Annotated in this window: 18 protein-coding genes; all 18 read left to right on the top strand. The window is 31.1% G+C overall.

Annotated features, from left to right (window positions below; genetic code table 11):
* Positions 1-474 precede the first annotated feature (474 nt).
* A complete protein-coding gene (locus tag R6X41_RS19135) occupies positions 475-1749 on the top strand; it encodes a tyrosine-type recombinase/integrase (protein ID WP_318501967.1) in 1275 nt (424 codons plus the stop codon).
* Positions 1740-2555, top strand: a complete 816-nt coding sequence (locus R6X41_RS19130; RefSeq protein ID WP_318501966.1) for a hypothetical protein — start codon at positions 1740-1742, stop codon at positions 2553-2555. The genes R6X41_RS19135 and R6X41_RS19130 overlap by 10 nt, the downstream gene beginning before the upstream one ends.
* A gap of 93 nt (positions 2556-2648) precedes the next feature.
* A complete protein-coding gene (locus tag R6X41_RS19125) occupies positions 2649-2936 on the top strand; it encodes a hypothetical protein (protein WP_318501965.1) in 288 nt (95 codons plus the stop codon).
* A gap of 90 nt (positions 2937-3026) precedes the next feature.
* On the top strand, positions 3027-4235 hold the full coding sequence (locus R6X41_RS19120; RefSeq protein ID WP_318501964.1) for a primase-helicase family protein: 1209 nt from the start codon (positions 3027-3029) through the stop codon (positions 4233-4235).
* A gap of 204 nt (positions 4236-4439) precedes the next feature.
* On the top strand, positions 4440-5306 hold the full coding sequence (locus R6X41_RS19115) for a DUF8464 domain-containing protein (protein ID WP_318501963.1): 867 nt from the start codon (positions 4440-4442) through the stop codon (positions 5304-5306).
* Positions 5307-5388: 82 nt separating this feature from the next.
* The gene (gene mbpA / locus R6X41_RS19110) at positions 5389-5685 is read left to right on the top strand and encodes a mobilization protein MbpA (RefSeq protein WP_318501962.1); all 297 of its coding nucleotides are present in this window, start codon (positions 5389-5391) and stop codon (positions 5683-5685) included.
* Positions 5682-6551 (top strand): relaxase/mobilization nuclease domain-containing protein, encoded by an 870-nt coding sequence (locus R6X41_RS19105; RefSeq protein ID WP_318501961.1) that lies wholly within the window; start codon positions 5682-5684, stop codon positions 6549-6551. Before mbpA ends, R6X41_RS19105 begins: the two co-directional genes overlap by 4 nt.
* On the top strand, positions 6548-6883 hold the full coding sequence (locus R6X41_RS19100; RefSeq protein ID WP_318501960.1) for a DUF6730 family protein: 336 nt from the start codon (positions 6548-6550) through the stop codon (positions 6881-6883). Before R6X41_RS19105 ends, R6X41_RS19100 begins: the two co-directional genes overlap by 4 nt.
* Before the next feature lie 146 nt (positions 6884-7029).
* Positions 7030-8154: a Fic family protein gene (locus R6X41_RS19095; RefSeq protein ID WP_318501959.1), complete on the top strand. Its 1125-nt coding sequence runs from the start codon at positions 7030-7032 to the stop codon at positions 8152-8154.
* Between the two features lie 632 nt (positions 8155-8786).
* A complete protein-coding gene (locus R6X41_RS19090) occupies positions 8787-9749 on the top strand; it encodes a HamA C-terminal domain-containing protein (RefSeq protein WP_318501958.1) in 963 nt (320 codons plus the stop codon).
* Positions 9746-11866: a DEAD/DEAH box helicase gene (locus R6X41_RS19085; protein ID WP_318501957.1), complete on the top strand. Its 2121-nt coding sequence runs from the start codon at positions 9746-9748 to the stop codon at positions 11864-11866. The genes R6X41_RS19090 and R6X41_RS19085 overlap by 4 nt, the downstream gene beginning before the upstream one ends.
* Positions 11867-12538: 672 nt before the next feature.
* A complete protein-coding gene (locus tag R6X41_RS19080; RefSeq protein ID WP_318501956.1) occupies positions 12539-12670 on the top strand; it encodes a hypothetical protein in 132 nt (43 codons plus the stop codon).
* 354 nt (positions 12671-13024) lie between these two features.
* Positions 13025-14590, top strand: coding sequence for a type I restriction-modification system subunit M (locus R6X41_RS19075; RefSeq protein ID WP_318501955.1), 1566 nt, complete (start codon positions 13025-13027; stop codon positions 14588-14590).
* Positions 14583-15929, top strand: coding sequence for a restriction endonuclease subunit S (locus R6X41_RS19070; protein WP_318501954.1), 1347 nt, complete (start codon positions 14583-14585; stop codon positions 15927-15929). The genes R6X41_RS19075 and R6X41_RS19070 overlap by 8 nt, the downstream gene beginning before the upstream one ends.
* A gap of 137 nt (positions 15930-16066) precedes the next feature.
* A complete protein-coding gene (locus tag R6X41_RS19065; protein ID WP_318501968.1) occupies positions 16067-19066 on the top strand; it encodes an STAND family AAA ATPase in 3000 nt (999 codons plus the stop codon).
* A 133-nt stretch (positions 19067-19199) separates the two neighbouring features.
* Positions 19200-20537: an RNA/DNA-binding domain-containing protein gene (locus R6X41_RS19060; RefSeq protein WP_318501953.1), complete on the top strand. Its 1338-nt coding sequence runs from the start codon at positions 19200-19202 to the stop codon at positions 20535-20537.
* Positions 20534-23686, top strand: a complete 3153-nt coding sequence (locus tag R6X41_RS19055) for a type I restriction endonuclease subunit R (protein WP_318501952.1) — start codon at positions 20534-20536, stop codon at positions 23684-23686. The genes R6X41_RS19060 and R6X41_RS19055 overlap by 4 nt, the downstream gene beginning before the upstream one ends.
* Positions 23687-23703: 17 nt before the next feature.
* On the top strand, positions 23704-24652 hold a 949-nt coding region (locus R6X41_RS19050; RefSeq protein WP_318501951.1), incomplete at its 3' end, for an AbiH family protein.

Raw genomic sequence — 24652 nt, 5'->3', positions numbered from 1 at the left:
CGGAATCTTTCAATGCTAAAATTAAGGCTTTTAGAGCACAGTTTAGAGGTGTGAAAAATGTAGATTTCTTCCTCTTTAGATTAACTACTATTTTTGCATAAACACAACAATTAGGCTTGATCCCAATTAGGCTTGATCCGTAATAGGGATTCCCAGCGATTCCCTAAAAACCTTTTGTGTTTAGTTACCCTTTCTATTAGTAAAAAGTAGGGGTAACCAATAGGGAAACTGTACTATGATATTTAAAGTGTATTTTGAATATATACTAAAAACAAAAAACCCTCTAAACGTAGTGTTTAAAGGGTTTCTGACTTTTAAAGTGTCTTATGACAACCTTATCAGCGGAGAATGAGGGATTTGCACAAATTGCGCTAAATTTTAATGCAACCCCTTGTTAATACTCAATAATTCAGTATCTTAGAGAAAGTTGTTAGTGATCGTTTTGGGTATGAAAACGATCTAAATACAATAGTATTGGCAACGAAATTGGCAACGATTATAATTATGCATTATTCTTTTAAACTTCAATATCCGAAAAAAAACAAGTTATCTCCAATATTATTTAGTTCATATTTTAAGGAGGAAGGGAAGAAATTTGTCTATTCAACAGGTGTTAGTATTCACCCCTCCGATTGGGATTTTGAAAATATTCAACCTAAAAATTTAACAGGGAGGGATAAAGATGTTTTTCATAGAAAATCTGTTCAAAATCAACTTTCAAAATTTTCTAGTAAATTCATGGAAATTGTAAATAGGTTTAAAACTATTGATGAAGTTTTAACTACTGAACAAGTTAGAGAAGAATTCAATGTGACTTTTAAAAAAACCGCAAGCAAAACAAAAAATGTATTTGCGGTATATGATATGTTTTTAAAAGATAAAGAATCCGATCAAACTGATCAGGCGAATAGTCCTTCTACAATTAAGAGATATGAGTACAATAAAAAATTACTTCAAACTTTTGCAAAGGACTATAAATATAGTCTCCGGTTTAACACAATTAACAAAAAATTTTACAACGCTTTTATTAAATATTGTGTTGAAGAGAAAAAGCATTCCGCAAATACATTAAGTAGAAACATAGGTCTATTTAAGACTTTTATGTATTGGGCCATAGAAAACAAATACACTTACAATGATGAATTTAAACAATTTAAAAACATTCAAAGATTTAAAACCGATGAAGTTGCTTTAACTAAAGCACAAATTGAAGCCGTTTATCATTATGATTTAATTCGGAAAAAGAAATTAATAAAAGTTCGTGATCTTTTTGTCTTTGGAGCCAGTACGGGAATGCGCTATTCCAATTATAGTAAGGTTCGTAAAAAAGATGTAAACAACAATTTTATTAATGTAATTGATGCTAAGGACAATTCTAAATCCTTACGGATTCCCTTAAATAAGTACTCTAGAGAAATACTAATAAAGTATGATTATGATTTACCTAGAATTTCCAATCAAAAGTTTAATGATTATTTAAAAGAACTATTTGCACTTCTGGGATTTAATAAAAAAATCAAGAAGACTATGAAGTATGGAAAAAATATAGTGGAAACTGAAGATTTTTTTTATGACAGGATTAGTTCTCATACTGCTCGAAGGAGTTTTATTACTATCATGAAAAATGAAGGAGTTCCAGATAAGGTTATCATGAGCTATACGGGACATAGAAGCCTGGAAGTATTTAATAATTACTATAGACCTAATGAAAATCACCGCATAAAATTCATGGAAAGTGTATGGAGTTAAATTACCCTATTTTAATTGAAGCAGCGGATTATAACGATAGTTTAGAATTTAAAGTAGACGATGGTTTATTTTATTCTAATGTTTTCTACTCGGTTTTCGCCATGATTTACCTTCGTCTAAAATATAAATCAATAGGGAATTATATTGATAAACTATTGTACACCAGAAAAGAAATGGCTTTAAACGAGTCCAAAGACTTGTTTAATCGTGGTATGTCTCCTGTGGATTATCAAAATCTTAAGTTAGATTTCAATTTACAAAAATCTGTATTTAAACATTACTTTTTACTCAGTTCAAAAGCAAAAAGAAACAGTTTTGATGAGCATGAAGTTTGGATTAAAAAAAGACTTCTTGAAGACATCAGAACTGAGCCTGATTACACACGTAAATTGTTATACTTAGTAAACTTCAAAAAAAATTTAAAACAAACTTTATTACGTATACATATACTTGGATGTTACGCATATGAAGAAAAACCAACATTCGACAATTGTTTTGTTGATCTCTCGCAAAAAGAAGAACTAATTCAGCTTCTAAGAAAACATAATGCCATTGATAATAGAAATCAGCTTACTTTAGGTAAAGAATATTACGCTGTACTTATTTACAAATTAAAGCTTATAGGTGTTATTAACTATACCGATAGAAAGTTAATTCACGATTTGTTTTCTAAAGAATTTGGAGAATTTTCCTTAAAAACTTTACATCGTGTATTACAGAAACTAGAAGATGAAAATTTAAAAACCACAGATAAATTACATCTAAAACTTGACCATTTTTATTATTTAGACGAATTAATAAGATAGTTTAAGTTAAAAAAAATGAGATTGTTGAGATTCTCGTTTTTTGACAAAAACAGACCATAATATTACTGCATTATTAATCAAAACTATGCAGTAATGAAAACATCAGAAAACCCATTTAGTACAATCTACGAAGAGCTTACTCGAGTGAATACCAAACTAGATAAGTTATTAAATCCACCAAAGGAGGACTATTCTAAAAAATTTTATACCGTTAAGGAGGCATCAATTATTCAAAAATGTACTCCTGCTACTATTATCAATAGAATTAATAGAGGCGATATCATTCCAAAAGCGAAAGTAAGACCATATTTGATCCCTCATTTTCAGATTTTCGATCAAGATAATCAAAGAATATATTTCAAAAGAAGAAACAAAGCATAGTGTTGACGCACTATGCTTTTTAGTTTTTAATAAAGATAATCTAAACAATAACCTTATACTTCAAAGATAAGGTTTTAAACTCATTTTATTATGATAAAGATACCATACGTTCGTGTGGGTACTTCCTATTACAAAATGGTTAAAGCACCCACTATTTCTGGTCATTTCAATGAATTTCTTGTGCATTGGAATATGGAAACCATAAAACAAGATCACGGAAAAAATTATTTAAGTAAAATTTCTAAATATGATGGCTTTACTTGTATTCCAAATCACATCGATTTTAAACCAGAATATTTAGGATTTTATAACACCTATTCCCCATTAAGCAACTCACCAAAAGATGGTGATTGTAATGATACTCTCGATTTTTTAAAACATATTTTTGGAGTTCATTTTACTTTAGGCTTAGATTATCTGCAGCTCTTATATCAAAAACCTGTTCAAATCTTACCTATTTTATGTCTAGTATCCAAAGAACGTGTTACAGGAAAAAGTACGTTTTTAAAATGGATGAAAGCCATTTTTGAAAACAACCTAACATACTTAACTAACGATAGTTTTAGTAGTCAGTTTAATGCAGATTGGGCAAATAAATTATTGATCTGTATAGATGAAGTGCTATTCAATAAAGAAGAATTAACGGAGCGCATTAAATATTTAAGTACTACAAATATAAATAAGTTAGAAGCCAAAGGTAAAGACAAACGCGAAGTTGAATTTTTTGGAAAGTTTATTTTGTGTAGTAATAATGAAACCAACTTCATAAAGATTGATGCCAATGAAACCCGATTCTGGGTTTTAAAAATTCCTGTTATAAAAAAGGAACGTATTGATTTATTAGAATGTCTTATTAAAGAAATACCAGCCTTTCTAAATTTCCTGAATACTAGAGACCTAGAATCTCAAAATATAACTCGCATGTGGTTTACTCCAAAACAAATAAAAACTCCTGCACTTTTAAGACTTGTCCAAAATAATAGAAATCGTGTAGAAAAAGAATTAGCCAGTATTCTGTTTGGGATCATGGAGAAGTTTGAATTAGATGACATTCAGTTGTGTCCTATGGATGCTTTAAGTGCTTTAAATAGAACTAGAGTTAAAACTGATTTGACACAACTTAGGCGGCTGCTGAAACACGATTGGAGTCTAACCAATCAGCCGAACTCAAACAGTTATCAAAAGTTTATGATTTTACAAGATGGCACTGAGATTTTAACCGAAAATAAGGGGCGCTATTTTACTATTACCAAAGATTTTTTACTTGAAAATTTTGATGAAACGATGACAGAATTGTAAACCTCTAGTAATTACAAGGGTTAAGCTGTCATCAAAATACACATCAAACTGTCATCAAAATGAAGAATGATGACAAGAACTAAATTTTAAAATATAAAAATGATGAAACGATGAAATATTGATGACTTGGTAATTCTAGATAAACAAGGAGATTCAAAGGTTTATCATCAATTCATCAAAAAAAAACTAAAAACATATTGCCTTATGAAAACAAAAAAATTAACATGTGAAACTGCCCGAACACTACCTATAATGGAAGCCTTAGCGATGCTGGGGTACATTCCTTCTCGAGAACGACAACAAGACGCCTGGTTTCTAAGTCCATTACGATCAGAAACCCACGCTTCCTTTAAAGTTTCAAAACAATTAAATCGTTGGTTTGATCACGGCATAGGTAAAGGAGGAAACGTTATTGATTTGGTTTGTGCTATTTTAGAAATTTCTGTCGCAGATGCCTTGCTCATCCTTGCCAAATTAAAAACAGTGAATTATGAAATAAGACCACCAATTAAAACGATTAAAAACCGAACGTCTTCACTGAAAATTTTAGAAATAAAGGATATTCAGCATGGGGGACTAATTACATACCTGAAGAAAAGAAAAATCCCTTATTCCTTGGCCAAACAGTTTTGCAAAGAAGTTCATTTTCAATTGGGATCAAAACATTTATTTTCTATTGGATTTGAAAATATTTCAGGTGGTTGGGAATTACGTAATCCTTATTTTAAAAGCTGTACTTCTCCCAAAGATATTACACATATCCAAATTGGAAGTAAAACACTTGTGATAACCGAGGGGATGTTCGATTTTCTTTCCATACTAGCAGCATTCCCGAAAATGGAAACTTCAAGAGACTTTTTAATATTGAATTCCTTAAGTCTTATAAAACGATCCTGGTCCATTTTAGAACATTATGATACGATTGAACTTTATTTAGATCGTGATCAAGCAGGACGAAAAGCTACAACTCTGTATTTAGAAAAACATAGTAATAAAAATTGTACTGACAAATCGATTATTTATAGAGGCTATTGCGATGTAAATGATTGGCTTTTAAAACGAAAACATTAATTGAAAGTAGAGAGTAAAGCAAGATGTGTGGCTGTAGCCACAATCTTGCTTTACTCCCGATGGTCGCAAAGAACTAAACAAGATGAAACGAACCTTAATAAGATTTAGATGTAGCGTTTATGAAAAGAAATTTTTAAACGCTAAAGCTAAACATGCAGGAATATCTTTAAGTGCTTTCTGCAGACGTACTTTAATGGAAAAAGAGTTAACAGAACGAATGACGGAAGATCATATTATGATCTATAAAATGCTAGTTACTTATCACAATAATTTTAAACGTATCGGAAACATGTATCGTGTTGGGAATCCAAAGCTGGAAGAAGAAGTGTTGGTTGTGGCTAGAGAAATACAGTCTCACTTAAAAAAAATAACATCATGATAGGTAAAGGCACTTCAATATCGAGTACTAAGGCAGCCATTGGTTATGGCAATGATCATGAAAAGGGAGCGGAAACTGTATATAGTCATTTAATTACAGGAGAACATCCAGATGAAATAGCTAAAGAATTTAGAGCCATTCAGTCACTTAACGATAATTGTCAAAGGAACACTTTTAGTTTTGTTTTGAGTCCTACTATTGAAGATGGAAAAACATTAGACAATAAAGCACTTGGAAATATTGCCTCTAAATTTCTTGAAGATATGAAATTAGCAGATCGACAGGCCATTGCATTTGTGCATCATGATAAAGCGCATAAACATATTCATCTTTATGTTAATCGTATAGATTTAAATGGCAAGGCTTATAATGACAGTTTTATCGGAAAACGTAGCCAACTTGCTGCTGAGCGCGTAGCTAAAGATCTCGGATTGCAAACAGTTAAAGATATTCGCCAGCAACGTCTTCTTCAGTTAAAAAACATCCGAACAGAAATCAAAACTATTCATTCTGAAATCCTTTTAAAACATAAGCCAAAGTCTATAGATTCCTATATGAAATTGATGCAAGAAAAGAACATTAAGGTGATTCCTTGTATTAATAAATCTAATCAGTTACAAGGATTCCGGTTTGAGTTTAAAGGTCATAATTTAAAGGCTAGTGAGGTACATCGTTCGTTATCTGGAGGACGTATTATCCAAAGTTTGAATGCACAAACGTATAAGTCAATCATCAATAAAAAAGACAATAGCATTCTTATTCAAGGAAGTAAACTGGCTCTATCTGGAAATTTATTGCAGAGTCTGACAAAGAAAGTATTAAAACAAGCGATTAAAAAGGTAATTGAAACAGGTATAGGAATATGACAAAATTAGAAATTATATCAGAATTATTGGTCGAAGAATTACATGAATTCAAGAATCAAGCTCAGCGCGTAGAACAGGTTTCGAAGATCTTAAACGACGTTAGAATTAAAGCAGACACTACAGAAATCATACTGATTTTACAGGAATTTACGAAAAAACAGGAACAAGTTCAAACCCTACAAAAGGAACAGCACAAGGAGCTTTTAGAACGACTAAGAAATGCTAGGGTTATCCCAAATTGGCTATTAATTCTGGTTACTGTATTTTTTATTTCATTAGCTTTTATTATAGGCTATTTACTAATTATAGTATTGAAAACAGAAGGGTTTTGAATAGAAACCTTAATTAGAATTTTCCATTAAAAAGACTGTAAGTTTAAAGGTGCATCGCATACTTGTGTTATTTGATGCAACATTAGCATCGGTTAATTTTGATATGCAACGAATAAAGTTTATTTTCGTTGCAAATACTGCATCGAATGAAAGCGTTTATACATCAAAAAGAGAATTGGCCAGAATTTTCATGGGAAAGTAATGAATTTATGAGCCTATTAAGTGAAGCTAGAAATCTTCAAGGTAGACTTATAGGAAAAATGGAAACATTAGGTTTTGATTTAAGAAATGAGGCTTTACTTGACACATTGACTTTAGATGTAATAAAAACTTCAGAAATTGAAGGTGAAATTCTGAACCCAGGCCAAGTGCGTTCTTCGATTGCTCGTCGGTTAGGAATGGAAATCGTAGGATCAATTGAATCCGATAGGCATATTGATGGTGTAGTAGAAATGATGCTTGATGCCACACAACATTGCTTTGAACCATTAACAAAAGATAGACTATTTGATTGGCATGCTGCTTTATTTCCTACAGGTAGAAGTGGTATGTATAAAATCACCGTTGCAGACTGGAGGCAAGATACCACGGGGCCAATGCAAGTCGTATCTGGAGCTATGGGAAAAGAGAAAATTCATTTTCAAGCACCAGACTCTGATGTATTGAGTAAAGAAATGAAACGATTCCTTGATTGGTTTAATACCTCCAAAACCGATTTAGTTTTAAAGGCAGCAATTGCACACCTATGGTTTGTGACTATTCACCCTTTTGATGATGGAAACGGGAGAATAACCAGAGCGCTGACAGATATGCTTTTGGCACAATCTGATAAAAGTACCCAGCGATTTTATAGTATGTCCGCCCAAATACGATTAGAAAGGAAGCAATATTACGAGATACTAGAAGAAACACAGAAAGGTGATTTGGATATCACGCCTTGGATTATGTGGTTTTTAAATTGTTTGATTAATGCTTTAAAAGCTACAGAGTCTGTCTTGACACGAGTCTTGGCAAAAGCAGAGTTTTGGCAAAAGCATTTAAAAACTCCAATAAATGAAAGGCAACGAAAACTATTAAATAAATTAATGGATGGATTTGATGGGAAACTAACATCCTCCAAATGGGCTAAAATAGCGAAGTGTTCTAAAGATTCTGCCGTGCGTGATATTAACGATTTAATGGAAAAAGGTATTTTACAAAAAGAGGCTGCAGGCGGAAGAAGTACTAATTACGAATTGATCGGAATGCCTTCTGATAACAATCCAAAATAGACAACTTAATACTTGCTTTGATGAAAATTAAAATAAAAGACTAATCAGAATTTCGTAAGCGCCCTATGCTATTTTTATTTTACGCTAATCTACCTGAACACTATAAAAATAGCATAGGATCCACGCGCAGTTAAGTTATGGGAGATTTGGGGGCTAATCGATATTAAAGAAGATTTTGGTAAAAATGAACACACATACCAAGGGCTTTATAAAATTCAAACTTACATTCCAATAAAAATCCCACTCAGCCCATTTCTACTACATTCCGCGGAAAGCTTCATTTCGAGAAAAGCGCTTCCTTACAAAGTCTTGAACACAACGTCAAGACTTCCGGCTTCCATTCCACGCACGCTTATTCCCGAGAAAATTCGGGAAGCGCCCAAACTCCATTTCATTCTACAGCCTTAACGTTACGTTCGCTTGATTTTCTTCAGGATTTATAATCTTAACTAATGAAAAAAAGAAAGTACAACTAATCTAATACAATTCTCCATTTTACGGTTAGCCGTATTCTAATCTTAATAGAAAGTAATATATTTAGTGATTAAATTAATGATATCCCTTTGTTTATTCTTAATATGTAAATATTTAGTTATAATAAAAGCAGATATAACACAATCACCTAGCATTTAATGACAAAATTAGATAAATTCAATATCCACTTTGATAGTAGCTTAAAAGATTTTTGCCCAGATGTTGATTTTAAAATAATTGACGGTAGAGAAGTTTTAAGTATCGCAAATGATTTTTCCGATGAAAATTGGCAATCTCAAAAGTTTCAAAAATTCATTTTTAATAACATAGCCCAAACTGCTTTATCAAAAAAAGAAAGAGATAATATTATTGATGATAGTTATGGAAACTTAATTGAAGCCGCTAAAAAACTTAGACTTCTTGATAGAAAAAACATCAAAACTGATACTGAAGGCAGTGAACTGGCTGAGATTTTATTATATGGTATTATGCACCATCACTATAAAGCACTACCCGTAGTTCCTAAAATATTCAACAAACAAAATTCCAATGACAATGCAAAAGGAGCAGATAGTGTTCATATCGTTTTAGAAAAAGAAAATGATTTTTCTATTTGGTACGGAGAATCTAAATTTTATAATAGCATTGAAGATGCTAGGTTATATGATATTGTAAATTCCGTTTTAAATATATTCTCCGACTCTGCTTTTAACACAGAGAATAGGATACTAAGCAATAGCAATGACTTGAAAGAATATTTAAATGATAACAAAACCTTGTTTGATAAAATTATTGATATTCTTGATACAGACACGCCTATCGATTATGTAAAAGCTAGATTAAACATTCCTATTCTTTTATTGCACGAGTGCAAGATAACAAATCAACAAAAAGAAAATTCAGAAGATTACATTGAACAAATTTTGAATTATCAAAAAGAACGAGTTAATTCTTTCTATCAAAAATTATATAATAAAGCTATTAAAAATAAAAATAGTGTCAAACCTATAATAAACTTCGATAAAATAAAATTTCATTTTATCTTTTTTCCTGTGCCTGATAAAAAGAAGATAATTTCCGAATTTTTAACTAGAGCAGAATTTTTAAGAAATGAATTATGATTGAATATTTTGATAGGTGTAAAGAACTTTTTGGTTTTATTAATACTAACGATTACCCAAAAGCTCGTAATGGCGTGATTCATTTACTACATGATTTAAAGGAAAATAACATTCAGTATGATGAATTGGTTAACCATTTAATTAGAGAAGTAGGATTATATCAATATATAGATGAAACATCAAGTAATTGGAGTGATAGATTTGCAAAAGAGTCATTTAAAGTCAATACAGGTAATGAATTTCAAACTATTCATTTTGAACAATCCTCTATTTTAAAACACCTTTTAAAAGGTGATAATATTGCTTTAAGTGCACCCACAAGTTTTGGAAAGAGTTTTATAATAGATGCTTTTATAGCAAATAAAAAACCAAATAATGTAGTAATTATTGTTCCTACCATATCCCTTACGGATGAGACAAGAAAGAGAATAAATAAAAAATTCGGAAATGAATATAAAATAATTACAACTCCCAATATAAAACCATCAGATAAAAATATTTTTATTTTTCCACAAGAAAGAGCTATTACCTACAGTAATATTATTGAAGAAATTGATTTATTGATTATTGATGAGTTTTATAAAATAAGTAAAGTTAATGATAAAGAGAGAGCAGTTAAATTACAAGAAGCCCTTATAAAACTTGATAGAAAATCTAAACAAAAATACTTTTTAGCTCCCAACATAAAATCTATTAAAGATAACCCTTTTACAGATGGTATGATTCCAATTGTAAAGTTAGATTTTAATACTGTGGTACTCGAGCATCATAAATTATATAAAAAAATAAATAAAGATGAAGAACTAAAAAAGGAATTTATTTTAAAAATCTGTAGCAGTGATAAAAATTTAATTTATGCAGCACTCTATAAAGAAATTCATAAACTTCAACAATTATTTATTAGTAAATTTGAGGATGTAAACAATGAAAAACTTATAGAGTTTTCAAATTGGTTAAAAGCTAATTATGATCCAGATTGGGATTTAGCTAATTTGATTTTAAAAGGAATTGGAATACATAATGGGAGATTACATAGATCTATTACACAATATCAAGTACTCTTATTTGATGACGAGAATAGTGGGTTGAATAGTCTTATTTCGACTTCTTCTCTTATAGAAGGAGTAAACACATCTGCAAAGAACGTTATTATATGGTCTATAAAAAGTGGTCATGCTAATAGTAATTTAACACCATTATCCTATAAAAATATTAAAGGAAGAGCTGGACGAATGTTTAAACATTTTGTTGGTAATGTATATGAATTGGTAGAGCCAAAACTAAAAAACATGGATGATATACAATTATCAATCGAAATTGACAATTCTCTTATTGGTGGAATCACAAATGAAAATTTTCTTTCTCAAATAAGCTCCGAAAAACAAACAATAGCTAACGACCAAATAGATAAAATAGAATCTATTTTAGGTGTTGGAGTTTATAGAAAATTACGAAAAGAAAATTTACTGAATTCAAATAATGAAGACTTAATCTATAATATTTGCGTAGAACTAAAAGAAAATCATAAAGACTGGAATAGTTTAATATGGTTAAACAGTCAAGATTCAGAAAAATGGAAGGGCATTCTTGGAAAACTATGTTTTTTGAACTCAAATAGCTTGCGATGGAATAACAATGGAAATAAAGATCAATTCAATCAAGCAAAAAGATTCATACAAATCATTTCAAAAAACTGGATAACATCTCTTCCTAACTTAATGTTAGAGCTTAATGTTGAGAATCTATCTATTGAAGATTTTTTTACTTTAGAAAAGAAAATCTGTCATAATTTTTCAGGATATCTGAATGATTTTAATGTTTTAAATGAAATAATTAATGAAGATGAATTTATTGATATATCAAATTTCATAGGAAAATGTTCTAATGCATTTATGCCATCTGTGGTTTTAGAGTTAGAAGAATATGGATTACCTCGAATGATTACTAAAAAAATTAATTATTGTGGATTAATTGATTTTGAAAATATTGAAATGAATATTGAACAAGCCATAGGCTTATTAAAATCTGTCGGGGAGGAGAAGGTAATAAATACTTGTTCTAAACATTTAGATAATTTCGATATTTATATTATAAATAATTTTTTTAAAAACATATGATTATATTACTTAATCAAGTAAATGATACCATCATTCAAACAATGAGCCATGCTGCTCACCTAAATATTGATACGACTTTATTATACCTCGGATCGACAAGAAACTTATATATTGTAATATTCGATAAATCGGAATATAGTTTTAATAATATTAATTGTAGCCAAATGGAAACTTTCATAACAGGGCTCCAGAAAACTCAAACTTACATTCCAATATAAACCCATTCAGCCCATTCCCACTACATTTCGCGAAAAGCTTCATTTCGGGAAAAGCGCTTCTTTAAAAAGTCTTGAACACAACGTCGAGGCTTCCGACCTCCACTCCACTTGCTCGCTAATTCCCGAGAAAAATCGGTAAGCGACCAATCTCCATTTCATTCTACAGCCTTAACGTTACGTTCGCCAAATTATCTTCCAGATTTATAATATGAACAATAGAAAATATATTCAATTTAATATAGCTTTCCGTTTTAGGGTTAATCGGCTTTTAGTTTTAACTGAAAAGAACTGAACTGAACTAAACAAAAAAAACGTCTAATCCATCGAGGAACAAGAACATCAATACAAATTATTAACTTCTATATGCCAGTATGTTAATAAGTTTAAGTCTGAAAACCACAAAAAATAACGAACTTGTGATTTATAAATTTAATATCTATAAAATTTAAAAACGATGGGAATTAAACCAGGACCAAAAAGGAAAGCAGAATCAACAGGTAAACCAGACAGACGTCAAAGAGATAATAAAAGTACGCCGGGAAATACTCCGTCTTTAAAACCTCATAAACACAAGAAGGGAGATTAATAAAAATTGAGATAAATCAAATTTATTTCAATTAATTCTAATGAGTAAAGGTTTGTATTTACGAATTCTTATGACAGGAATTCTAACTTTTTTATCACATTAGACACCATCCATCTCAAGCTTACAAGATCAATTCCTTGATTCTGTAAGCTTTTTTGTGTTAATTATTAATATTTTTAAACACTATTGAAGTGGAAATACCTTTATATCACTTTTCTTTTTTTTCAATAGCAAATCCTAATCCTGTAGGCTTCCCAAATTACTTTCCTTTTTTACGGAAATCCGTAATAATATACGGTATTGATTCACTATTTTTAAGGATTGTAATCATATCAAAATACCATATCCTTATACATGGCTAAAAAAGCTGCTGTAAAAAAGCAAAAATCGATGGAAGAAACCCTTTGGGATTCTGCCAATAAATTAAGAGGAACTGTAGAAAGTTCAGAGTACAAACACGTTGTTTTAAGTTTAATATTCTTAAAGTTTGCCAGCGATAAGTTCGAAGAACGCAGGCAAGAACTCATAAATGAAGGTAAAGAACAGTTTTTAGAAATGGTGGAGTTTTACACCATGAAAAATGTATTTTTCCTTCCAGAAGCATCACGTTGGAGCTACATTATTAAAAACGCTAAGCAAGACAATATTGCTATCGTTATAGATACAGCACTTCATACCACCGAGAAAAATAACCCATCCTTAAAAGGAGCATTACCCGATAATTATTTCACACGATTAAATATGGATATTAGTAAGCTTGCTGCTTTACTAGATACCATAAATAACATAGACACCATTGCCGATAAGGAAAATGATGTTGTAGGTCGTGTGTACGAATATTTTCTAGGTCGGTTTGCAGCATCAGAAGGAAAAGGTGGTGGAGAATTCTACACACCAAAATGTATTGTAAATTTAATTGCCGAAATGTTAGAGCCATACAAAGGAAAGATTTACGATCCTGCTTGTGGTTCTGGAGGTATGTTTGTACAGTCGGTTAAGTTTGTGGAAAATCATAATGGGAATAGTAAAGATATTTCTATCTATGGTCAAGAATATACATCTACAACCTATAAGTTGGCGAAGATGAATTTAGCCATTCGTGGAATAGCGGCTAATTTAGGAGATGTTCCTGCCGATACCTTTTTTAAAGATCAGCACCCCGATTTAAAAGCCGATTATATAATGGCAAATCCGCCGTTTAACCAAAAAGATTGGAGAGCGAGTAATGAACTAACAGACGATCCGCGTTGGAAAGGTTACGATGTTCCTCCTACAGGAAATGCCAATTACGCATGGATTTTAAATATGCTGTCTAAGTTATCTGAAAACGGGACAGCTGGCTTTGTTTTAGCAAATGGAGCTATGAGTAGCAATACGTCTGGAGAAGGTGAATTACGTAAAAAAATGATTGAAAACGATTTGGTTGATTGTATGATTGCCTTACCTGGACAATTGTTTTACACCACACAAATTCCAGTATGTTTATGGTTTATGACCAAAAATAAAAAGGAACAGACTTTTGAAGATAATACGCGTAATCACAGAAATAGAACAGGCGAAACTTTATTCATAGATGCCCGTAATATGGGGACTATGGTCGATAGAACTCATAAAGAATTAACGGATGAAGATTTAGCCGAAATTACAAAAACATACCACGCTTGGCGAGGCGAACCTAAAGATGGTATTTATGAAGATGTTTTAGGCTATTGTAAAAGTGCTTCTTTAGACGATATTATTAAAAATGATTATGTATTAACTCCAGGACGTTATGTAGGTGTTGCAGAAGAAATTGGCGATGGTATTCCGTTTGAAACTAAAATGGAGACATTGTCTCAAGCTTTATTTGAACAGATGGAAGAAAGTCAAACTTTAGATCAAGCCATAAAAGACAATTTAAAACTTTTGGGCTATGAATAAGGGATGGAAAGAGATTGTTTTAGATGAGTTTATTGATTTCAACCCTAGGGAATCAATTAAAAAAGGTCAATTATCTAAAAAAGTTGCTATGGATTGCCTTAAAGAGTTCCAAAGAAGTATCAATTCTTATGCTTTAGAAGAGTTTACCAGTGGAACTAAATTTAAAAATGGAGATACACTATTAGCTAGAATAACACCTTGTTTACAAAATGGAAAATCTGCATATGTAGACATATTAGAGGATAACGAAATTGCTTTTGGTTCTACAGAATATATTGTCTTTAGAGAAAAGAAGAACGTTTCGGATAAACTATTTTTGTATTATTTAGCCATTTATCCAGAATTAAGAAATGTTGCAATGCAATCAATGACTGGTAGTTCAGGAAGACAGAGAGTTCAGATTGATGTACTTAAAAACAGCATATTCAACCTTCCTCCACTAGCAGAACAAAAAGCAATAGCCAAAATTTTAGGGGATTTAGATGCTAAAATTGAGCTAAATCGAAAAATGAACGAAACTTTAGAAGCTATGGCACAAGCTTTATTCCAGAGTTGGTTTGTAGATTTCGATCCGGTTATAGACAATGCTCTAAAAGCAGGACACGCCATTCCTGAAGCTTTGCAACATAAAGCTGAAATACGAAAAGAAGTTATAGCAAAACGTCATGCTGAACTTGATTCAGCATCTCATCCAGAATTACCTAAAGACATTCAGAATTTATTTCCTAATGCTTTTGAATATAATGAAAATTTAGATAAATGGATTCCTGAGGGGTGGGAAGTTGTGAAATTTGACAATGTTGTAGAAGTTAAATATGGAAAAGATCATAAGAAATTAGGAGAGGGTGTTTTTCCTTGTTATGGTTCAGGAGGAATAATGCGATATGTTAATGAGACAATTTGTAATAAAGAAACAGTTTTAATTCCTAGAAAAGGAACTTTAACAAATTTAATGTATGTTAGAAAACCATTCTGGTCAGTAGATACAATGTTTTTTACGACATATAAAGAAGCAAATTTTGTAAAATATATTTTTTATTTCCTACAGAAGTTTAATTTTCTAGAAATGAATGTCGGTTCTGCAGTTCCAAGTATGACAACAAAAGTTTTAAATAGTTTGGATTTAATAAAGCCTACTACCAAAATATTAGAATGTTTTGAGAGAGAAGTTGAAATGTTTTTATCAAAAAAGGAATCAAATACCACCCAAAGTGAATCACTTATAAAACAACGAGACACGTTATTACCACAATTAATATCGGGTAAGTTAAAATTACCGCAATCTTTAGTTTTGCAAATGGATACGGAATTAGATAAAGAGACGAAAAAAATAATTTAAAAAAGAAATTTAATAGAATGATTAGAATTTTGCATTTAACTGATTTCCATTTAAACATAAAGACTTTAAAAGACTGGGACGATTTTTATAAGGAAACATTTTTATTAAAGTTGGAAGAAATTAAAAATTAAAAAGAAATAGATCTCGTAGTTTTCACTGGGGATATGATTGATAAAGCTGGGAAAGATTTTGGTTCAGTCACCAATGGATTAAATAAGTTTAAAGAAAACATAATTGTTCCAATTATACAAAAGCTTGGTTTGGATATCACAAGATTTATAATTTGTCCTGGAAATCATGATATTGATAGAAATGCTGATACAAAAATGGATGAAATCGGGATTAAAGGAGGGCTGAATACGGTTGATGATATTAATGATTTCATCAACAATGAAGAGGATAATTATGATAAAATAAATAGGATTAAAGAATATAAAGAGTTTGAAATTGAATTGTATAAATCTATAGTTTCTGATAAATTACATTCTAAATTTAAGTTCTCTTTAATAAGTGAAATTAGAGGTAAAAAAATAGGTGTTTCTTCAATCAATTCTTCTTGGAGATGCTACGGAGATAGTGATAATCAAAATTTACTAATAGGTGAAAATCAGTTGAATGATAATTTTAAGTTCATCAAAGATTGTGATCTTAAAATAGCCTTAGTTCATCATCAATTTGATTGGTTATCAGAAATTGAAAAATCAAATATAAAGAATCATTTTTCAAGCAACTTTAATTTAATATTTAGTGGTCATGTTCATCAAACAGAATCTGAATTTGTAAAAAATGTATCTGGATCCAGTTTAAGATTGATTTCTCCTTCAGGGTTAAATAATATACGAGAGGATAATAAAAATTTTGTAAATGGATTTAGTGTTTTAGATTATGGAGCTGAGAGTATATGTTATTTTTTTAAATATAATCACAAGCTTAAAGAGTTTGTAAAAAATACTGACGTATGTCCAGAAGGGGAATGGATAATAGAAGTTAACTCGTCAAATGCAAATTCAAAAACCTCTGATTTAATTCTTGAAGATGATTTTCATGATTTTTTATATGACAGTGGAGCAAATTTCACTCACAGGAGTAAAAAGTTGTTACTTGATGATATTTATGTTTCTCCTTTTTTAGAACAATTTAGTTTAATTGAGCAAGAAGAGAGGAGTATGTCAACTTCATTAGATAATACTTTTAAAAAAATAATTAATAATGATGTCCCACATCTTATATTCCTTGGAGAAGAGAATAGTGGAAAAACCTCTTTGTGTAAACAATTATTTAAACAATTATTATCAACAGAAAATGTATTACCTGTATACATAAAAGGTAGTGATGTAAAAAAAGTTGCAGATAAGGATATAGAAAATTTAATAAATAGAGAAAGCCGTAAACAGTATAAAAATGATTGGAGTTCTCCAATTCTAAGAAAGGTAATCATAATAGATGATTATAATAACTGCACATTACCTCAGAAAAGCAAGAAGAATTTTTTAAATTATTTACATAATTCAAATTATCAGACAATTGTTACATGGGATGAATTTTTTACATTGAGTGAGCTATTGGAGTCGACATCTGTATCTATTGAAATTTATGAAGTATTAAAATTTGGTGTTAAAAAAAGACTCGAATTAATAAGAAAATGGATTGATTTGGTAGATGAAGATTTTCAAAATGAACAGGAGAAAGAATTTCAAATTAATGAGTTATTCAAAGTTGTTAACTCTGTAATTGGAAAAAATCTAGTTCCTTCTTTACCAATTTATATTCTTACAATACTGCAAGCGAATGAACTAACTAGCCAGACAAATTTTGAGCAAAGCACATTTGGTCATTATTATGATGTACTTATTAAATCTGCAATAGGACAAATAATAAAGGATAATAAAGAAATTGAGAAATATTATTCATATCTATCTGAGCTTTCTTATAAGATATTTTGTGGTGATGATTATAGTTGCGAATTAACAGAAGACTCCTTGATTGATTTTCATAAATTTTTCACAAATCAATATAGATTAAATACTTCCTTTAGGGATGCTATAGAAACTCTTGAGAAAAGTAATCTACTTGTGAAAATTAATGATTCCTATAAGTTTAGATACAAGTATATTTATTTCTATTTTATTGGAAAATACTTATCTGACAATATTGAAGAAGAAGAAGTTAGGGATATTGTAGTGAAATTATCAGATAAGTTGTATCAAACGGAAAGTGCAAATATTTATATCTTTTTATCACATCATAGTAAATCCAAATTTATCATTAATCAAATATTAGAAAGAGCTCAAGAATTATTTATAGATGAAACGGTCATTGGGCTTAATGATGATATAAGTTATATAAATAGTTTAATAGAAAAAACTACAGAGAATCTGGATTTTAACAATAATAGATCTATAGATGAACATAAAACTGAAGAGTATATTGATGTAAATCCAAATATTTCAGAGGATATTACTCAAGAGGATAAAAGTTATGAAATAGATAGTATATCTAAAATAAATAAAGCATTCAAAACTATTGAGATAATGGGATATATTATTAAAAATAGATATGCTTCATTAAAAGGGAATGACAAGGAAGTTTTAGTTGAAGAATTATATAAACTTGGTTTAAGATCTCTAACATTCCTTTTTCGTTCTTTATTAGAAGGAGAAGAATTTATTAAAAATGAAATTATAGATATAATTCGTAAAGATCCTAATTCTACGTTAACAAATAGAGAACGTGAAGGGTTGGCTAAACAATTTATGTTTAATTTATTATATATGGTATCTTATTCAATTTTTAAGAGAATTTCAACATCTATTAGTTCAAAAGATCTAGAAATAACTTTTAGAGATGTGAAATCTAAGTTTTCTGACACAAATAATAACGCAGTAGGTCTGATTGATATGGCTATTATATTTGAATACAGTAAATCTTTCCCAGAAGCAAATGTAGGTGAGTTGGCAAAAGACTTAAAAAGCAATCCTTTTGCATTTTCAATTCTTAGAAGATTAGGTGTCAATTTTATGAGAATGATGCCAATGAAAGAGATTGATCAACAAAAAATAAGTGAGATGCTACATATTTCTATAAAAAACCAAAGATTTATTGGAGCAACTTCTGCTATAAGTAAAAAATCAAATTAACCTTATATAAAGGTTTCAGCTTAATTAAAGATGTCTTTCGAATAGAAAGAGAGAAAGAAAGTACAAGTAGTTATTATAATACTTAACACTCTATAACATACCCTAGAGTCCTTATTTGTATAGATTGTAAAATATGACAGAAACGAACCGTATAGAATATAAAAGAGAGCTTACTAAAGATGTAGATATAGAAAAAGAGGTTATTGCTTTTCTAAACTACCCTGAAGGCGGTATAATTTATATTGGAATAGATAAGGATGGCCTGGTTCTAGGAGTTAACGATTTAGACGGTGATATGCTTAAAATTAAAGACCGTTTAAAAACAAATATTTCACCATCGTGTTTAGGGTTGTTCGATGTGGTTTCAGAAGAAAAAGAAGACAAAAACCTTATCAAAATTATAGTGGCCAGTGGTTCGGAAAAACCATATTACAAACGTAAAAAGGAAATGGCTCCAGAAGGTGCTTTTATCCGTATAGGCACAGCATCCGAGCCTATGCCGCAGCGTATGATAGATGAGCTATTTGCAAAACGAACACGACATTCTATTGGTAAAATAAAATCGAGCAGACAAGAGTTGTCATTCGAACAACTTAAAATTTACTACGAAAGTAAAGGCACAGCACTCAATAAAAACTTTGCTAGAAACTTAGAGCTATTAACTGAAGATGGTACATATAATTATGTAGCGTATTTAATGGCAGACGAAAACGGAAATTCTGTAAAGCTTGCCAAGTACAAAGGTGCTAATCGTGTAGATTTAATAGAAAATGAAGAATATGGTTATGTGTCGCTTATTAAGTCTACTAACAATATTTTGAATAAACTGGATATTGAAAACACAACAACAACCAAAATAACGGCTAAAGAGCGAGAAAGTTTACGTTTATGGAATCCTATTGCTATAAGAGAAGCAGTTTTAAATGCCTTTGTACATAACGATTATACCACCGAGTTACCACCCAAATTTGAAATTTTTTCGGACCGATTAGAAATTACCTCTACCGGTGGTTTACCAAATGGATTAAGTCAGGACGAATTCTTTGAAGGGTTTTCTGTGCCAAGGAATAAAGAACTGATGCGCATCTATAAAGATATAGGATTGGTAGAACAGTTAGGTTCCGGAATACCACGGATATTAGAAACTTACGACAGGAGTTGCTTTAAGTTTTCGGAACACTTTTTACGAATGACATTTCCTAAATCTAAAGCTAGCGACCAAGTCACCGAGCAAGTTACCGAGCAAGTCACCGAGCAAGTCGAAAACCTTCTAGCCGTAATGGATAAAGTATATAGCAGGAATGAATTAATGGAGAAATTAAGCCTATCACATCGCGAATATTTTCGTTCTACCTACATACTGCCAGCACTCGAACAAGGTTTGATTCAAATGACAATACCAGATAAACCGAGCAGCAGTAAGCAGAAATATAAGTTAACTGAGAAAGGAATAAAGACTAAAAGCCAATGAAATTTACTGAAGCGCAATTAGAGCAAGCATTTATCGAATTATTAGGCCAACAAGGTATTCCACATGTGTTGGGTGGTTCCATTCCGCGAACCGACCAAGAGGTTTTACTTAAAGACGATTTAAAAGCCTTCTTGCTCAATCAATATAAAAGTGACCACTTAACAGCATCGGAAGCCAATCAGATTATAAGACAACTGGAAATTTATTCAGCTTCTGATTTGTATGAAAGTAACAAAGCCATTATGAAAATGGTGTCTGATGGGTTTGCTTTAAAACGTGAAGATCGTTCTAAAAAAGATGTGTGGATTTACTTAATTGATTATTCAGAATATAACAACAACACCTATAAAATAGTAAACCAGTTAGAGATAACAGGGTACGAAAAGCGGATTCCGGATGGTGTTTTATATATCAACGGATTGCCATTAGTGGTGCTTGAATTTAAGAGTGCTATACGTGATAACACAGCCATTCATGACGCCTACGTACAATTAACAACACGTTACAAACGTGATATTCCAGAGCTGTTTAAATACAATGCATTTTGTGTGATTAGCGATGGCGTAAATAGTAAATCGGGATCATTTTTTGCACCTTATGAATTCTTTTATGCCTGGAGAGCAGAATCGGACAGACATTTTTTTATAGATAAAAAAGAAACCGATGGCATAAACAGTATGCTGTCTATGATTAAGGGCTTGTTTAATCAAACCGATTTGCGAAATGTTATTAAGAATTTTATTTTTATTCCTGATACGTCCAAAAAAGATGAAAAAATAGTGTGTCGCTATCCGCAGTATTATGCAGCAAGTAAGCTTGTGGAAAACATTAAGCGCCACCAGAAACCTGATGGAGATGGAAAAGGTGGAACCTATTTTGGAGCCACGGGTTGCGGTAAAAGTTACACCATGTTATTCTTAACACGCTTACTCATGAAGGGCGTGTATTTTTCAAGCCCAACCATTATTCTTATTACAGACAGGACAGATTTAGACGATCAGTTATCATCCCAATTTACAAACGCGAAAGGCTTTATTGGCGATCAGAATGTAATAAGTGTTGAAAGCAGAAAAGAACTAAGAACGTTACTGCAAGGCCGTAAAAGTGGCGGTGTGTTTTTAACAACTATTCATAAATTTTCTGAAGATACAGAGCTGTTAACAGAACGCACCAATGTGATTTGTATTTCGGATGAAGCCCATAGAAGTCAAATTAATTTAGATCAAAAAATAAAAGTCACCGAAACCGGAGTTGAAAAAACCTATGGTTTCGCTAAATATTTACACGATTCTCTTCCGAATGCAACCTATGTAGGTTTTACAGGAACACCTATAGATGCTACCTTAGATGTCTTTGGAGATATTATAGATTCCTATACTATGACGGAATCTGTAAAGGATGAAATCACGGTGCGGATTGTGTACGAGGGACGCGCAGCAAAAGTAGCCTTGGAAAATAGTAAACTTTACGAAATTGAGGAATACTACCGTCAGGTAGCAGAAGATGGAGCAAATGAATATCAAATAGAAGAAAGTAAAAAAGCATCTGCCAATATGAATGTTATTATTGGAGATCCTGAACGCTTAAAAGCCGTTGCAGACGATTTTGTAACCCATTACGAAAAACGAATTGAAGAAGGTGCAACCGTAAAAGGCAAGGCTTTATTTGTGTGCAGCAGTAGACCAATTGCTTTTGAAGTGTATAAAGAAATTATTGCTTTACGCCCTGAATGGGCTGTTATAAACACCTGTGAAGAAGGTGCAGAACTTTCCGATAAAGAACAGAAAGAAATTAAACCTATGGCTCGTGTTCAAATGATTATGACCAGAGGTAAAGATGATCCTAAAGCGATGTATGATGCCTTAGGGACCAAAGAAGACAGGAAGGAATTAGATCGACAGTTTAAAAATGAAAAATCTAATTTTAAAATAGCGATTGTTGTCGATATGTGGCTAACAGGGTTCGATGTACCATTCTTAGATACTATATACATTGATAAACCTATACAACAGCATAATCTAATCCAAACCATTTCTAGGGTTAATAGAAAATTCGCTGGAAAGTCAAAAGGTTTGGTAGTCGATTATATCGGTATTAAAAGTGCCATGAATAAAGCGTTAAAACAGTATTCACAAGTCGATAGTAATAATTTTGAAGACATAGCAAAGTCTGTTACTATTACTAAAGACCAGTTAGATTTGCTAGGCAGAATGTTCCACACCTTTGATGACACACCTTATTTTACGGGTCAATCTTTAAAACAATTAGATTGCCTAAATAAAGGTGCCGAATTTGTACAACTTACGGAACAGCAAGAAAAGCGTTTTATGGGATTGGTGAAGCGATTAAAATCTGCTTATGATATTTGCTGTGGAAGTGAAGAATTTGAGGAATTTGAACGTGATCATATTCATTTTTATTTAGCCATACGATCGATTGTTTTTAAACTGACCAAAGGTAATGTCCCTGATACAGCACAAATGAATGCTAGAGTGCGTGAAATGGTTCAGGAAGCAATAAAGAGTGATGGTGTAGAAGAACTATTTAAATTAGGCGATAGCAAGGATGCTCAGGTAGATCTTTTTGATGCCGATTATTTAAATAAGATTGATAAAATTAAATTACCAAACACTAAGATTAAGTTGTTACAACAGCTATTATCTAAAGCAATTGGTGAATTTAAAAAAGTGAATAAAACCAAGGCCATTGATTTTTCTAAAAAAATGAAAACCTTAGTTGATAGCTACAATGAACGTAAAGCAGATGTATTACAGAGTGAAGTTTTAGAAGATTTCACAGATGAAATCATCAATTTATATCACGAGTTGGTTAAAGAAAAAGAATCCTTTTCTAATCTAGGAATCGATTTTGAAGAGAAAGCCTTTTATGATATTTTAAAATCACTTTGCGTAAAATATGATTTTGACTATCCAGAAGATAAATTACTCAATTTGTCTAAGAAGGTTAAAATAGTGGTTGACGACAAAGCAAAATACACAGACTGGAACCAACGTGCAGATATTAAAGCTGAATTAAAAGTAGACTTAATAATTCTACTTGCAGAAAATGGCTATCCTCCTATTGATAAAGACGAAGTGTACAAGGAGATTTTTGAGCAGGCAGAGAATTTTAAGAAATATAGTAAGTAAAAATATTTAATTAATAGATGCAGACACTTTTTGTAATAGGGAATGGTTTTGATATAAACCTAGGTATGAAAACGAGATATTTTGATTTTTTTAAGTTTTATAAGGGGGTAGAATCAGACAGTGAATTAGTAAATAAATTAAAAAATGAAATTTCTACTGATATTGAAAATTGGGCAGATTTAGAGCTTGCTTTTGGACAATATACAGCAAGGTTAAATAATTTAGAAGAATTTGAAGAGGTTTATGAAGATTTAAGTGATAATTTAAAAGATTACTTAGAATCAGTTGAGAATGGTTTTAATTATGAAAATTTAGATCTGAAAAAAGTGCCAGAATACCTTTGTCACCCTGAAAAATTTCTATTACCTAAAAATAAAAATGAAGTGTCTAAATGGAAAAGTGAGTGGACAAATCATTCATGGAGTATTAACGTTATTTCCTTAAACTACACTTGTTCACTTGAAAAATTACTCGGAGATAAACAGATAGGTACTCAAATAGGTACGCATCATAATAGTGCTCCTATAAAATTCGGTCAAATCGAACATATTCATGGTTATTTAAATAAAAGGATGATTTTGGGTGTAAACGATGTTAGTCAAATTGCTAACGTCTCGTTTCAAGAAGATGAAGATATTATAAATGCAATTGTCAAGGACGATTGTAATAAAGCATATAGACATACTTTAGAAGAAAAATGTAAAAAATGGATTAGCTCTTCTCAATTAATCTGTTTGTTTGGTAGTTCTATTGGGGAAACAGATAAGTTGTGGTGGGAACTTATTGGAGAAAAATTAAAAAGTAATTCAAAGTTAATAATTTTTGATGTGTCAGAGGTTTTACGGATCAAGCCTAATTGTTGTGTTTATGCAAAAATAGTAGTTAATCTAAAGAGGAAGAAATCTACATTTTTCACACCTCTAAACTGTGCTCTAAAAGCCTTAATTTTAGCATTGAAAGATTCCG

Source organism: Formosa sejongensis (assembly GCF_033447105.1).
Lineage (GTDB): Bacteria > Bacteroidota > Bacteroidia > Flavobacteriales > Flavobacteriaceae > Formosa.
This window is presented reverse-complemented; position numbering and strand designations above follow the sequence as displayed.